The sequence below is a fragment of the Pseudomonas triclosanedens genome (assembly GCF_026686735.1).
Lineage (GTDB): Bacteria > Pseudomonadota > Gammaproteobacteria > Pseudomonadales > Pseudomonadaceae > Pseudomonas > Pseudomonas triclosanedens.
The window spans coordinates 2,501,719-2,516,677 of record NZ_CP113432.1 but is presented as its reverse complement, the minus strand read 5'-3'; the positions used below and the strand labels follow the sequence as shown (position 1 = coordinate 2,516,677).

The window sequence follows — 14,959 nt, the reverse complement described above, 5'->3', positions numbered from 1 at the left end:
TTTCAGGATGGTAGAGGAACCGTCAGGCCTGACCTTCCGCAAGGAAGAACCAGGTATCGAGTACCGAGTCAGGGTTCAGCGACACGCTCTCGATGCCCTGCTCCATCAGCCACTTGGCCAGATCCGGATGGTCCGACGGGCCCTGGCCGCAGATGCCGATGTACTTGCCGGCGCGGTTGCACGCCTGGATGGCATTGGACAGCAGCTTCTTCACGGCAGGATTACGCTCGTCGAACAGGTGCGCGACGATGCCGGAGTCACGATCAAGACCGAGGGTCAGTTGGGTCAGGTCGTTGGAACCGATGGAGAAACCATCGAAGAATTCGAGGAACTCGTCAGCCAGCAGGGCATTGGACGGCAGTTCGCACATCATGATGACGCGCAGGCCGTTCTCGCCACGCTTCAGGCCGTTGGTGGCCAGCAGGTCGACGACCTGCGACGCCTCGCCCAGGGTACGGACGAAGGGCACCATCAGCTCCACGTTGGTCAGGCCCATTTCATTGCGGACCTTCTTCATCGCGCGGCATTCGAGCTCGAAGCAATCGCGGAACGACTCGCTGATGTAGCGCGAGGCACCACGGAAGCCGAGCATCGGGTTCTCTTCTTCCGGCTCGTACAACTTTCCGCCGATCAGGTTGGCGTATTCATTGGACTTGAAGTCCGACAGACGCACGATGACCTTCTTCGGCCAGAAAGCCGCCGCCAGGGTAGCGACGCCTTCGACCAGCTTCTCGACATAGAAGCCGACCGGATCGTCGTAACCGGCGATTCGCTTCTCGACGCTATCCTTGATGTCCGCCGGCAGGCTGGCGAAGTTCAGCAGCGCCTTGGGATGCACGCCGATCATGCGATTGATGATGAATTCCAGGCGGGCCAGGCCCACGCCTTCGTTCGGCAGTTGGGCAAAGTCGAAGGCGCGGTCCGGGTTGCCGACGTTCATCATGATCTTGAACGGCAGCTCGGGCATGGCGTCGACCGAGTTCTGGCGGATGTCGAAGCCCAGCTCGCCTTCGTAGATCAGGCCGGTGTCGCCTTCGGCGCAGGACACGGTCACACGCTGGCCGTCCTTCAGCGCCGCGGTGGCGTTGCCGCAACCGACGACAGCAGGGATACCCAGCTCACGGGCGATGATCGCGGCATGGCAGGTGCGGCCGCCACGGTTGGTGACGATAGCGCTGGCGCGCTTCATCACCGGCTCCCAGTCCGGGTCGGTCATGTCGGAGACCAGCACGTCGCCCGGCTGCACCTTGTCCATCTCGGAGACATCGTGGATCACCTTCACCGGGCCGGCGCCAATACGCTGGCCGATGGCGCGACCTTCAACCAGGACCTTGCCCTTTTCCTTGAGCAGGTAGCGCTCCATAACGGTGGCGCTGGAGCGGCTCTTCACGGTCTCTGGACGGGCCTGGACGATATACAGCTTGCCGTCGTCGCCGTCTTTGGCCCACTCGATGTCCATAGGACGCTGGTAGTGCTTCTCGATGATCAGCGCCTGCTTGGCCAGCTCGATCACCTCGGCATCGGAGAGTGCGAAGCGGGCGCGATCGGCCTTCTCCACATCGACTACCTTGACCGATTTACCGGCCTTGGCCTCGTCGCCGTAGACCATCTTGATGGCCTTGCTGCCCAGGTTGCGACGCAGGATCGCCGGACGACCGGCTTCCAGGGTCGGCTTGTGTACGTAGAACTCGTCGGGGTTCACCGCACCCTGAACCACGGTCTCGCCGAGGCCATAGGCACCGGTGATGAACACCACGTCACGGAAACCGGACTCGGTGTCCAGGGTGAACATTACGCCGGCGGTGCCGGTTTCCGAGCGAACCATGCGCTGTACGCCAGCGGACAGGGCGACCAGCTTGTGGTCGAACCCCTGATGCACGCGGTAGGCGATCGCACGGTCGTTGAAGAGGGAGGCGAAGACTTCCTTGGCCGCGCGGATCACGTTGTCCACGCCGCGGATGTTCAGGAAGGTCTCCTGCTGGCCGGCGAAGGATGCGTCCGGCAGGTCTTCGGCGGTGGCAGAGGAACGCACGGCGACGGCCATGTTGTCATTGCTGCCGGCCATCTCGGCGAAGGCCTTGCGAATGTCGGCGTCCAGTTGCGCGGGGAACTCGGCGTCCATCACCCACTGGCGGATCTGCGCACCGGTCTTGGCCAGGGCATTCACGTCATCCACATCGAGAGCATCCAGCGCAGCATGGATGCGATCGTTAAGGCCGCTCTGCTCGAGGAAGTCACGGTAGGCCTGGGCGGTGGTGGCGAAACCACCCGGTACGGACACACCAGCACCGGCGAGGTTGCTGATCATTTCGCCCAGGGATGCGTTCTTGCCCCCCACACGTTCGACATCATGGACGCCGAGCTTATCGAGGGAAACTACGTACTCTACCAAGGTGATCTCTCCACTAAGGTGTTGGAAAAGGTCGTACGGGCCGGTGCGGCCCCACTCGTCTGGTCCGGGCCAGAAAAATGAGTGAGAATGCCCCGGCAAAGGGCCTTGCAAACGCGCGGCCCATCATAGCCAAGAAACGTTCCTACCTTAAGGCCCGCAGCGCATATGAAACGAACTGCATTTTTCATTTCCGATGGCACCGGCATCACTGCCGAAACCCTCGGCCAGAGCCTTCTTGCGCAGTTCGAGAACATCAACTTCGTCAAACTGACGCGACCTTACATCGATACCGAAGAAAAAGCGCGCGTCATGGTACAGCAAATCAATACCGCTGCCGAGGCGGACGGGGCGCGCCCAATCATCTTCGACACCATCGTGAACCGTGAAATCCGCTCTGTTCTGGCGCAATCCAACGGTTTCATGATTGACATCTTCTCGACGTTTTTGTCCCCGCTCGAACAGGAATTATCCTCAGACTCGTCGTATTCCGTCGGAAAATCCCACAGCATCGGCCACAATTCCAACTACATGGAGCGTATCGATGCGGTCAACTTCGCCCTGGACAACGACGACGGCGCCCGTACCCACTACTACGACAAGGCCGACCTGATCCTGGTGGGCGTATCGCGCTGCGGCAAGACCCCGACCTGCCTTTATATGGCACTGCAATACGGCATCCGCGCGGCGAACTACCCATTGACCGAAGAGGACATGGAGCGCCTGCAACTGCCCAACGCACTCAAGCCCTACAAGCACAAGCTGTTCGGCTTGACCATCGACCCCGACCGGCTGACCGCGATCCGCAACGAGCGCAAGCCCAACAGCCGCTACGCGAGCTTCGCCCAATGCGAATTCGAAGTCCGCGAGGTGGAAAACCTGTTCCGGCGCGAGAACATCGCCTACATCAACTCGACGCATTTCTCGGTGGAAGAAATCTCCGCCAAGATCCTGGTCGAGAAAGGTGTCGAGCGGCGCCTCAAGTAATCGCGCGCCGACAAACTCTCCGACCGACGGCCAGCATCGCTGGCCGTTCGACTTTCGGCAGCTTTCCGCCAATGTGCCTATCATTCTTCAGACCCATGATTTACTCGTGACGCTTTCCACGGGTCGGGCATTCAACGGCACAGGCACAGGAGAGCGCCATGCGAGAATGTCGGTATCTGGCTCTGATAGCACTGCTGGCCATGTCGGGCTGCGACAAGAGTGAGCCGCCCAAGGCCAAGACCGCCTCCACAGCCCCTCCCGCCGCCAGCCAGCCCACAGCACAGCCGGCAAGCGCCGCGCCCGCTCCGGCTCCCGCGCCGGCGAACTCGACGGTCTCGGTAGCGCCGCCCCAGGCGGTATTCACGACCGAGCAGCTCGACCAGATGCTCGCGCCACTGGCGCTCTACCCCGACTCCCTGCTGGCCCAGGTGCTGATGGCCACTACCTACCCCGGCAACGTGGCCGACGCGGCGGCCTGGTCGAAAGCCAACCCCGGCGTAACGGGCGACAATGCGGTGAAGCAGGTTGCCAACCAGCCGTGGGACCCGAGCGTCCAATCGCTGGTCGCCTTCCCCCTGGTGCTCGCCACGCTCGGGCAGGATCCGGCGTGGGTACAGCGCGTCGGCGACGCCTTCCTGGCGCAACCCGATGCAGTGATGGATTCCATCCAGCGCCTTCGCCGCCAGGCCCAGGCCGCCGGCAACCTGACCTCCAACGAGCAACAGACCGTCACCGTCAAACCAGCCGCCCCTGCGCCCGACCAGAGCGTCTCCGATGGAGGCACATCGGCGCAGCGGGCGGTCCCCACCCAGACCATCATCATCGAGCCGACCAACCCGCAGGTGGTCTACGTTCCCAGCTACAACCCCACGCAGGTCTATGGCGCCTGGGCCTATCCTTCCAGCCCACCGGTGTATTACCCGCCCCCACCCGAATACCCGGTCGCCACTGCGCTGGCCACCGGGCTGGCGTTCGGCGCGGGCGTCGCCATCGTGGGCTCGCTCTGGGGCGACTGCGACTGGGACGACCACGAGATCGACGTCGATGTGGAGCATTACAACAACTTCAACAGCAACCGGAACGTCAATCGCAACGTGAATCGCGAGTTCAACGGCAACGCCAATGGCAACCGCGCCACCTGGCGACACGATCCGACCTACCGCAACGGCGTGCCCTACCGCGATGCGGCCAGCCGCGAGCAGTACAACCGCCGACTGGCGGGCGGCGAACAGCGCGAGGCCATGCGCGGCTTCGACTCGGTTCGCGCCGAGGAGCGTTCAAGGGCGCGGGAGAGCCTCGCCCAGCGAGGCGTCGCGCCGCCGATCAACAACGAGCAGGCTAGGCAGCGCGCGCAGGCGGCAACCCGCGACCTGCGCGACAACCCGCAAGCCCTCCAGCGTCCGCAACAGGGCGGCCGCGAAGCACGCGACAACACCCAGGCCCGCGAGCGCGCTCAGGCAGCCACCCGCGAACTGAACCGGCAGCCCGATGCGCGCGAGCGCGCCGGGAATGTCGCGCAGAATCGCAGCGCCCAGGCGCAGCAGCGTCCACGGGCACAGAACAATCAGCGTGCCCGCGAAGAGGCCCGTCTGCAGCACGCAAGAACCCAGGCCCCGCGCAACAATGCCTTTGCCGGCGCCAACAACCCGAGGCAATCGCGCGAGTTCACCAACCGCGGGCAAGCCAGCCGCGCAGCCGCCAGCCGTCCCCAGGCGGCGCGCGCCGGCCATGCCGTGCAACGCCCTGCCCGCGCGCCCTCCGGCGGCAGACGGAACAGATAGGAGACGGGCCATGAAAGTCGCATCGCGCTTGCTGACATTCACCCTCCTGGGGGCACTGCCTTGCACCCTGCCGGCCCAGGAAACCTTCCCCACTCCCGAGGCCGCCGCCGATGCGTTCATCGCTGCACTCGGCACCGAGAAGGCCGACCCCGAACGGCTGGCCGCGCTGCTCGGCAAGGACTGGCGCAACTACATCCCCGCCGAGAACATCGACCGCAACGAAGTGGACGCCTTCCTCGCCCACTACCGGGACAAGCACCAGATCGCCAAGGACAATCCCCACCAGGCGCACCTGGTGGTCGGCAACGATCCCTGGACGCTGCCCCTGCCCATCCAGCACGAGAAGAACGGCTGGGCGTTCAACACCAAGGCCGGCGCCGAGGAAATCCGCGTCCGCCGTATCGGCCGCAACGAAGAATCGGCGGTAGACGCTGTCCAGGCCTACCACGATGCACAGATGGACTTCGCCGAGGTCGACCGCAATGGCGACGGCGTCCTGGAGTACGCGCAGAAATTTCTCAGCAGTGACGGGCACCACGATGGCCTGTACTGGCCGGAGGAAGACGGCGGCGAGGAAAGCCCGCTCGGCCCGCTGTTCGGCGACGCCCTGCCCGGTGACGGATGGCACGGCTACTACTATCGGATACTGACGGCCCAGGGCCCATCGGCCCCGGGCGGCGCCTACGACTACCTGATCGGCGGCAAGATGACTCGCGGCTTCGCACTGATAGCCTGGCCGGTGCGCTATGGCGACAGCGGAGTGATGAGCTTCATGATCAGCCACGACGGGGAAATCTTCTCGAAGAACCTGGGACCGAACGGCGACAAGATCGCGCGGAAGATGCTCCGGTTCGACCCTGACAGCAGTTGGACCGAAGTGAAGGTGCCGGACACCCCCTGAACCGACACGATGCCACCGGCGCCGCCGAGAAACCCGGCGGCGGCACGCCTGACCGCAGATCGCGCGAAATGGCTGTCACATGCCTCACACAAATACCCTGCCCAGGCGCTAACCGACTGTCGCCATGCAAAAACCGCATGATAGAATTCGCCGCGCCCTTGTCTGGCCATTTCTCGCCACGTCTGGAGCCCATTGCGCCGCCCGCGCATGGCTATGATCGAGGCATCCATTTTCCAAGGCTTTGCGGCCATCCACTCATCAATACCTATGAGACTCACGCCCACTGCCCTGCTGTTCCTCTGTATTGCACTTTTCTCCGGCATCAGCAGCGCTGCCGGCAAGACTGTCTATGGCCTAAACGAATACGCACGCATTGGCGATCTCGACCTGGAGCTGGCCGCCAAGCTCGATACGGGAGCCAAGACCGCATCCCTCAGCGCCCGCGACATCAAGCGTTTCAAGCGCGACGGTGAAACCTGGGTACGCTTCTACCTCGCCACCGACACCGCCGATAGCCAGCCGATCGAAAAGCCGCTGGCACGCATCAGCAAGATCAAACGCCGTCACGGCGACTACGATCCCGACGAAGGCAAGGCCTACACGGCGCGCCCGGTGATCGAACTGGAAGTCTGCATGGGCAAGGCCCTGCGTACCATCGAAGTGAACCTTACCGACCGCAGCGCCTTCCAATACCCGCTTCTGATCGGCTCCGACGCTCTCAAGCGGTTCGGTGCGCTGGTCGACCCGAGCCTGAAATACGCCGCCGGCAAGCCCGGCTGTAAACCCGTCGCGAAAACTGCTGAGTAATCCACATGCGCTCTCTTACCCTGCATCTGAAGGTCCTGATCGCCATCTTGCTGACATTGGGCATCGCGATCACCGCCTACCAGATCTTCATCCTCGGCATCCCCATGACCGAGGCCGAGACCGACGACTTGTGGAATATCGATGCCAAGGTCGAATTCATCGCCACACCGAAAACACCGGTGAAGGTGCAGATGTTCGTACCGCCGCTGTCCCAGGATTACGTCAGCCTCAACGAGAGCTTCGTGTCCAACAACTACGGCGTGGGCATCAACCGCTCCGATGGCAACCGCAAGGTAACCTGGTCCTCGCGCCGCGCCAGCGGCCAGCAGACCCTCTACTACCGCCTGGTACTGACCAAGCGCTACACCGGCGCCAGTGAGAAGCCCAAGGAGAAAGGTCCGATCTTCCGTGACAGCCTGCCCCTGGAAGGCCCGGAAAAGATCGCTGCCGAAGCCCTGATCGCCCCTATCCGCCAGCATTCCGCCGACGTAGAGACCTTCGTAAGCGAAGCCATCAAGCGCGCCAACAACCTCAACGACGACAACGTCAAGCTGCTGCTGGCCGGCGATACCAGCCTGGAGAAACGCTCCCACGTGGTGGAAACCCTGCTGGCAGTCGCCCACGTGCCGATGGAGCGCGTCCACACCATTCGCCTGATCGCCAACCAGCCGCAGAACCCCGAGCTCTGGCTGCGCAGCTTCAATGGCAAGGAGTGGCTATACTTCAACCCGGAAACCGGCGAACGCGGCCTGCCCGCCGACCGTTTGATCTGGTGGCTGGGCGATGAGAGCCTGCTGTCCATCGAGGGCGGCAAGAAGGCCCAGGTCAGCTTCAGCCTGAACAGCAGCGAGATGAACGCCATCCGCCTCGCCAAGCTGTCCGACGAGAACACCGACGCGGCCTTCCTCGAGTACTCCCTGTACGGTCTGCCGCTATCCACCCAGCAGACCTTCCAGATCATGATCATGATCCCGTTCGGCGTGCTGGTGATCCTGGTCCTGCGCAACCTGATCGGCATCCAGACCCTCGGCACCTTCACCCCGGTACTGATCGCCCTCGCCTTCCGCGAGACCGGCCTGCAGTGGGGCATCGGCCTGTTCACCGTAATTACCGCGCTGGGGCTGTCGCTCCGCTCCTATCTCGAACACCTGAAGCTGCAGATGCTGCCGCGCCTGTCGGTGGTGCTGACATTCGTGGTGGTGATGATCGCCGCCATCAGCCTGCTCAGCCACAAGCTCGGCTTCGAGAGCGGCCTGTCGGTCGCCCTGTTCCCGATGGTGATCCTGACCATGAGCATCGAACGCCTGTCGATCACCTGGGAAGAGCGCGGTGCCGCCCACGCCATGAAGGCCGCCATCGGCACCCTGTTCGCCGCGGCGCTCGCGCACATCTTGATGCGCGTACCGGAGCTGGTGTACTTCGTGTTCACCTTCCCGGCCGTGCTGCTGATTCTGGTGGCGTTCATGCTGGCGATGGGTCGCTACCGCGGCTACCGCCTGACCGAACTGTTCCGCTTCAAAGCCTTCCTGAAGGACTGAGCCATGTTCGGCCTGATCAAGCGCTGGAAAGCCCTCAATGCCCTCGGCATCATGGGTATCAACCGCCGTAACGCGGACTATGTGCTCAAGTACAACGAGCGGCACCTGTACCCGATCGTCGATGACAAGATCATCACCAAGCAGCGCGCCATCGAAGCGGGCATCCACGTACCGGAAATGTACGGGATCATCTCCACCGAGAAGGAAATCGAGCGCCTCCCGGAGATCATCGGCGAGCGCAACGACTTCGTGATCAAGCCGGCGCAGGGCGCCGGCGGCGACGGAATTCTGGTGATCGCCGACCGCTTCGAGGAGCGCTACAAGACGGTGTCCGGGCGGATCATCAGTCATGAGGAAATCGAGCATCAGCTTTCGAGCATCCTCACCGGCCTGTACTCCCTGGGTGGCCACCGCGACCGCGCTCTTATCGAGTACCGCGTGACCCCGGACCAGATTTTCAAGAGCATCAGCTACGAAGGCGTGCCGGACATCCGCATCATTGTGCTGATGGGCTACCCGGTGATGGCGATGCTGCGTCTGCCGACTCGCCAGTCCAACGGCAAGGCCAACCTGCACCAGGGTGCCATCGGCGTTGGCGTCGATCTGGCTACCGGCCTGACCCTGCGCGGCACCTGGCTGAACAACAAGATCAGCAAGCACCCGGACACCACCAATGCGGTGGACGGCGTACAACTGCCCTTCTGGGATGGCTTCATGAAACTCGCCGCCGGCTGCTACGAACTCTGCGGCCTGGGCTACATCGGCGTGGACATGGTGCTGGACCAGGACAAGGGCCCGCTGATCCTGGAGCTCAACGCCCGCCCCGGGCTGAACATCCAGATCGCCAACGACTGCGGCCTGACCCTGCGCACCCATGCCATCGAGGCGCACATCGCCGAGCTGGAAGCCCGCGGCGTGAAGGAGACCGTTGAAGAGCGCGTGCGCTTCTCCCAGGGCGTATTCGGCCACGTGAAGCCGAAGGAGCTCTGAGGCGCTCCGCAGCAAGAAAAAGCCCGGCAATCGCCGGGCTTTTTTGTGAGTCTCAAAGGAGGCCCGTATGAGTTCCATGCTCCTCCTTCCGCCTGAAAGGCTCACGGCGAGCCAGGGTCATGGGAGGTAGCAGCTCTCGATCCCGCAGGAACACCCGCCGTATGCGATCCCCTTCAACACCGACACGTGGCTACCGATGAGCCCCCCACACTACGGCCAGCTTTCGCAGCATTGAGCCGCGCAATGGCGAAGCTTGTCAGCGCACCACCGCCAGCTCGAAGCCACCCTGGTCGCTGTGCTCACGCACCTTCATGCCCGCCTCGTTGACCGCCAGGTTCTCCAGCGGGCGCTTGTAGGGCTTGTTGTCGAGGGTCTGCAGGGTACGGTCTTCATCCGTGGTCAACAGCAGCACGTAGCGCTCGCCCTGGTTGGCGCGCACCGGCACGGTGCCTTCGATGAAGGCGTAGCGATACCAGGTTTCAGGATTGAGCTTGTACACCGCGTCACTCACCAGGCGCGTGGGACGCTTGCGCTCGTCGAGGAACAGCAACGAGGGGTACACCACCTGGTGGTTGGCAAAGCTGCGCACGCGCAGACCGTAGACTCGCTGAGAACTGGGCAGCTTCATGGCCACGTAGTAGCTCTTGCCCATCGGGAAGTCGAAGCTTGGCGAGAATTTGTTCAACTCTTCGTAGCGCGGCTCGTCGGATGACAGTTCAGTGAAGTCGCCATCGGCCATCTGCTCGCAGCAGCGGCGCTGCAAGTCCTGGTAGAGATCGTCGAGGGTCTTGCCGCTGCCCTTGAGCAGCGCCTTCATGGCATCGGTCTGCTCGCCGCTGCCATCCAGGCCGGGCAGCGCCGCCGGACGCGACTTGAACTCGATCTGGCGCCCCTCGGTGAAGGCGATCCCACTGCCACCCTGCTCACCTCGGCGAAACGCCTCGGCCCGCTGCTCGGCGCTGATCGGCGAGTTGTGCATGCGGCCCTTCTCGTCGACCCAGGTGTAGTACGGATTGCCGTTCTCGCTACGCACGAAGCCCTTGTCCTCGTAAGACTCGGCATCGATGTACTCGGAGGAATGATCGCCGTTTGGCAGTACGTAGTCGGAGCGCCCCGGCGGCACCTGGCCTGCGGCATAGAAGCTGTTCTGCAGGTTGCCCTGGGCGTCCACCCAGGTGAAGTAGCGCCGCTTGCTCTCCCCGGCCGGCTGGGTGCCTGGCCATTGCGTGCCGGAACTGTCGAGCAGGCGCGCGCGGTCGCTCTGGTCGATGCGCTTGTCAGCCTGGCGCTGCTGCTGGCTGAAGCCGGCATCGACGAAGGTGTTATGCACCTGGCCGCTGTCGTCCACCCAGGACAGGTAACGCCCGTTGCCCGCCTGCGCCGCCTGGGCGGCCAGCCCCGCGGCGATCAGGCAGCTCATCAGGAGGCTTGGCTTGCGCATCTCCACTGTCCTCAGAAAGTCGTCCGGTACGTCATGGCGAAGATATAGGCCTTTACCGTGGTATCGACGTCAAGCCCCGCGTAGGGGTTGTAGACCAGGTTGTCGATGCCGGTGCAGTTCAGGTTGCAACTGGTGCCTTCCTTGATGTGCTGCTTGGAGACAAAGTAGTTGAAGCCCAGGTCGATGACGGTGTCCTTGTCCCATTGATAGCCCAGGCCAAGGCCGTAGAGGTCGGCATCGCCGATCGGCACCAGGGCGTCGGCCTTGTCCTTGGGAATCGCCGAAGGCCGGTACTCGTAGCCGGCGCGCAGTTGCAGGCGATCATTCACGTCGTACTGCACGCCCATCGCGTAGCTCCAGGTGTCCTGGTAGCCGCGGTCGAGGATGATGCTGTGGTCGGTGGCGCCGTTGGGGGCGAAGTTCTTGGCGATGCGCAGCAGGTCGAGTTCCTGGTCGAACTTGATCTCGAACTTGTTCCAGTCGCTGTAGTCGGTCCACTTCAGGTCGAAGTTGAACTGCCACTTGTCGAACGGACGCAGCTTGATGCCGGTGGAGAAGCTGTCCGGGTTGACCAGGTTCATCGTCGCCACGCCGTGCTCTTCGTCGGTGGTGCCGTACGGGAACAGCGGGCTGAGGAAGGCGCCGAAGATCGAGCCCTGCAGGCCGGACCAGAAGCCCTGCCAGTCCTGGCTGTAGTCGACCCGGTACTTGCCCTTGAGGTGCATGCGCGATTCGCTCTGGTAGGTCGCGCCCCAGGCGAACCAGTCGTAGGGCTCCCAGAGGATGCCAAGGTTGTAGCTCGGCGACAGCGTCTGCTGCATGTCCAGCTTGAGGTTCGCCAGCGAATCGTAGGGCCCGATTCGACCGCCGCAGACGTTGAATACCAGCTCGACGATCTCCTGCGCGCCAGGCACGCAGGTGGTGTCGTGCAGAGTCTGCAGCAAGCCGGTCAGCAGGCCGGGGTTGCGGAAGTCGGTATCCAGCGCCATCGCCTGGTGCGAGAAGCCGATCGACATGCCCACCGACAGGTCATCGTTGACCTGGTAGCCCAGCGACGGCGAGAAGTAGGTGATGCGCTGCAACGAGACCCGCCGCCCCTGGTAGCGCGCCGGGTCGCTGTCGGAGTCCCGCGAGTAGCCAAGCGCCTGCGGTGCGTAGACGTTGGTGGCGAAGGTGAACTTGGAACCCGGCGGATTGATCGACAGCCCGGCCAGCGGCGCTACCAGCAGCGGCATATCGGTCATGCCGCCAAGACCCGGCAGGTACATGGTCGGGGTCAGCGTGCGGCTGCTTTCGTTGGCCACCGGATCGTCGGTGATACCGAACGCGGACTGGCCGTAGTTCGCCGGCGCGTTGAAATCGGCGCGGATATCCATCACCCCGGTGATCAGCTTGATCGCGGTCTGCCGCCCCTTGAGCTTGGTCAGCGCCGCCGGGTTATAGTGGACCGCATCGATACCGGTGGAATCGGCGGTGACGGCGTTGGCCATCGCCATCGCCTTGGGGTTGCCGATGGTCAGATCGTTGGCCAGTTGAGCGCTGGCCAGCGATGTCCAGCCAAGACTCACCCCTGCCATCGCCAGCACGAGCGGCGAAATGCGCATAGTCATATGGTTTTCGCTCGTCGGTTACTGGGCTTTGAGGCCTTGGATATCCAGGGGAAGAGACAGCCCCAGCAGTACATCCGGCGAGTCTTCGGTCAGACCGAAACCGGCGTTCACGTTGACGATGTAGTCGGGCGATGTTCGCAAGCCCAGCGAGAAGTTCATGATCGCGCTGGTCTGCTCCGGCGCCTCCACCGATCGGTCGGAGAAGTAGTACTTGTTCTTGAACGAGTAGGCCATCTGGTACGAGGTAGCCAGGGAGACGTCATAGGACAGCGCGTACGCCATGCCCATCGCGAAGTTGATCGTATCGCCCGGGGCCACTTTCTCCAGCTCTTCGCCGTACTGGTTCTGGTGAATGTTGTCCACCTTCATGTTGTAGGTGTAACCGAGGGAGCCGTAGAGCACCACGGGGTCGATCACGTAGGACACGTTGGCGCCGCCGCCCAGGCTGTAGTAACCGTTGCCGGTGGAGACGTCCTTGGCGACGTCCATGTCGTAGGGGCTGTCGCCGGTCGGCAGGCCGAGGGTGGCGTAGAGCGTGGTGACCGGGCGGCCCCGGCGCGACGGCCACGGCTGCCAGCGCAACGTCGCGGAGATATCGCCCAGGCTGTAGGCATGGATATCGCGTTCGGTGTCGTACTTGGCCACGAACGGCAGGCGCATGCTGAAGGTCAGGTTGTCCCAGATGCCGTAGTCGAAGGTGAAGGAGTTGGTGAACGTATGCTGCGCCTCGCTCTGCGCCAGCACGCTGTAGACGTTCTGGCCGGTGCGCACGGCCTGGATGCGGGTATCGCGCATCAGCGAGTAGTCGAAACCGTAGGTGAGCTGACGCTCGCCCTTCTTGAGCAGGGTGTAGCTCTTTTCGGCGGCCTGGAACACTTCCTCCAGTGCCTTGGCGCTGTCGGCATCGGTGTCCTTCTTCGCCAGCGCATCGCGAGCATCGTCGGATGACGCATCATCCGCCACGGCGGCAGAGCTGACCAGCAAGGCCAGAGCGGCAACGCACGCAAACCCCTTCAAATCCATGTTGCAATCCCCTGGTCTTGTTCTTATTCGTACGGGCCGATCACGCAATCATTTGCGGCGTATGTACTGGACATCGCCGTTCGAGGCGGCCTCCCCGATCTGGTTCTGGGTGATTTTGCTCATCTCCGGGAACTCCCGGAACGCCAGCAGGCTGACGGTGCGATCGTCCACCAGGCGCAGGTCGGTGTCCTTGAGAGCCAGGGCATTTTTCGGCTCCTGGCCGCTGGGATAGATCACGAACAGTACGTTCTGGTCCCAGATATCCTCGAAGCGGGCACGGGTGAAACTGATGTTGCCCAAGGCAGGATCGGCAACGAAGACGTGGTCGTTGTAGACATCGCGGACCACGACGAAATGCTTGAAGCCGGCATAGTGGATCGGCACCAGCGCCGGGTGTTCGAGCGAGTCCAGGTCGGAGAACTCGGCACGGAAGCCGCCACTCTTGTAGCCGAGCGCGGCGGCATAGCGCTTCATGTCCAGAAGCGAGAAACCACGGCGCTGGACGATCTTGTCAGCCTCGCCGTACTTGATCAGGCCCTCCATGACCTGGCGCTCTTCCAGATTGCGGCCCAGGTAGTAATCCAGCAGCGTGGTCAGCGCGGCCGAACCACAGCTGTAGTCGTAGGCCTGGCGAATCACATTGCGGAACTGGACCTGGCTCATCGGTTCGAGCTGTACCGATTCGCGAAATGGCCCATTGGGCGTGAGCGACTGCGAGATATTCACTGTGCCTTGCTGTTGCGGCTTGGTATCCACCGCCTGGGTGAAACCGAACAGCCCCAGCAGACTTCCCAGCAGTATCTCGAACATCCACCCCTCCTTGATTGAGAAAAGTCTTGCCGGCTGGACACCGGCAAGACTCGTCAGGAACTACCCGAAGCCGATCAGTGGCCCCAGATGCGAACCTGGGAACCGGCCAGGTTCAGGTTGGAAACGGTCAGCGAACCGATGCTGGCGCCAGTCTCGCCCACACGTACGGCGTCCACTTTCACGTTACCGGTGATGCTGGGCAGGCCCAGTTGCAGTTGTTGAGTAGCGACAGCGGTGCCGCCGCCGCTCGGAGTGATGCTGGTGGTAACCACATCGACGGTCAGCGGAGCGTTGTCGGCGATGGTTACGCTTGGCAGGTGGATGCCGTCGAGCACCAGGGAACCGCCGCTGGCGTCGGTATCCTCATAGGTGATCTTGCCAATCTGGGCGTTGAAGGTACCAGCGATGCTGATGCCGTCCTGGCCGGTCACACCGGACAGTGCAGCGTCATCCAGGGATTTCATGTCGGCATGTGCCAGGAACGGAGTGGCCAGAACTGCGCTTGCAAGAACCAGTTGCTTGATTTTTTTCATTGTTATTTCTCTCCAGTGTTCAGGTGGGTTGCCCCAGGCACTGCAAGGGGCGTCCTGCCCCGCTGCAGGTCGACCGGCTACGCCGGCCCTCCAGACCCTCGGCTTCTTCCCTAGGCGCCGTGGGTATGGATTCGTGAAGCACCATGCTT

Annotated in this window: 12 protein-coding genes; 6 read left to right on the top strand and 6 right to left on the bottom strand. The window is 62.9% G+C overall.

Going from position 1 to position 14,959, the window contains the following annotated elements; genetic code table 11:
* Positions 1-22: 22 nt before the first annotated feature.
* Entirely contained in the window at positions 23-2,392 is a 2,370-nt protein-coding gene (ppsA, locus tag OU419_RS11870) for a phosphoenolpyruvate synthase (RefSeq protein WP_254473137.1), read from the bottom strand.
* A gap of 165 nt (positions 2,393-2,557) precedes the next feature.
* On the opposite strand from ppsA, the gene ppsR reads away from it, so the two are divergent.
* The 6 genes from ppsR (at position 2,558) to OU419_RS11840 (ending at position 9,393) form a co-directional block, all read left to right on the top strand.
* The gene (gene ppsR, locus OU419_RS11865; RefSeq protein WP_254473139.1) at positions 2,558-3,376 is read left to right on the top strand and encodes a posphoenolpyruvate synthetase regulatory kinase/phosphorylase PpsR; all 819 of its coding nucleotides are present in this window, start codon (positions 2,558-2,560) and stop codon (positions 3,374-3,376) included.
* 158 nt (positions 3,377-3,534) lie between these two features.
* Positions 3,535-5,157 carry a DUF3300 domain-containing protein gene (locus tag OU419_RS11860; protein WP_254473140.1) on the top strand — a complete coding sequence of 541 codons (1,623 nt, stop codon included), beginning with the start codon at positions 3,535-3,537 and terminating at the stop codon, positions 5,155-5,157.
* Positions 5,158-5,167: 10 nt separating this feature from the next.
* Positions 5,168-6,058 (top strand): DUF2950 domain-containing protein, encoded by an 891-nt coding sequence (locus OU419_RS11855; protein ID WP_254473142.1) that lies wholly within the window; start codon positions 5,168-5,170, stop codon positions 6,056-6,058.
* Positions 6,059-6,325: 267 nt separating this feature from the next.
* Positions 6,326-6,865, top strand: a complete 540-nt coding sequence (rloA, locus tag OU419_RS11850) for a retropepsin-like aspartic peptidase RloA (RefSeq protein WP_254473144.1) — start codon at positions 6,326-6,328, stop codon at positions 6,863-6,865.
* Positions 6,866-6,870: 5 nt separating this feature from the next.
* Entirely contained in the window at positions 6,871-8,403 is a 1,533-nt protein-coding gene (gene rloB, locus OU419_RS11845; protein ID WP_254473146.1) for an osmotic stress tolerance membrane protein RloB, read from the top strand.
* Positions 8,404-8,406: 3 nt separating this feature from the next.
* Positions 8,407-9,393, top strand: coding sequence for an alpha-L-glutamate ligase-like protein (locus OU419_RS11840; RefSeq protein WP_254473148.1), 987 nt, complete (start codon positions 8,407-8,409; stop codon positions 9,391-9,393).
* A gap of 256 nt (positions 9,394-9,649) precedes the next feature.
* On the opposite strand, the gene OU419_RS11835 is transcribed toward OU419_RS11840, so the two are convergent.
* From OU419_RS11835 to OU419_RS11815, 5 genes are all read right to left on the bottom strand, one after another.
* A complete protein-coding gene (locus tag OU419_RS11835; protein WP_254473500.1) occupies positions 9,650-10,813 on the bottom strand; it encodes a MalM family protein in 1,164 nt (387 codons plus the stop codon).
* Between the two features lie 32 nt (positions 10,814-10,845).
* Positions 10,846-12,444, bottom strand: coding sequence for an outer membrane protein transport protein (locus OU419_RS11830; protein ID WP_254473151.1), 1,599 nt, complete (start codon positions 12,442-12,444; stop codon positions 10,846-10,848).
* An 18-nt stretch (positions 12,445-12,462) separates the two neighbouring features.
* A complete protein-coding gene (locus tag OU419_RS11825; protein WP_254473153.1) occupies positions 12,463-13,467 on the bottom strand; it encodes a transporter in 1,005 nt (334 codons plus the stop codon).
* 48 nt (positions 13,468-13,515) lie between these two features.
* Positions 13,516-14,277 carry a C39 family peptidase gene (locus OU419_RS11820; protein ID WP_254473156.1) on the bottom strand — a complete coding sequence of 254 codons (762 nt, stop codon included), beginning with the start codon at positions 14,275-14,277 and terminating at the stop codon, positions 13,516-13,518.
* 74 nt (positions 14,278-14,351) lie between these two features.
* Entirely contained in the window at positions 14,352-14,810 is a 459-nt protein-coding gene (locus OU419_RS11815) for a DUF6160 family protein (protein WP_254473158.1), read from the bottom strand.
* Between the last annotated feature and the right edge of the window lie 149 nt (positions 14,811-14,959).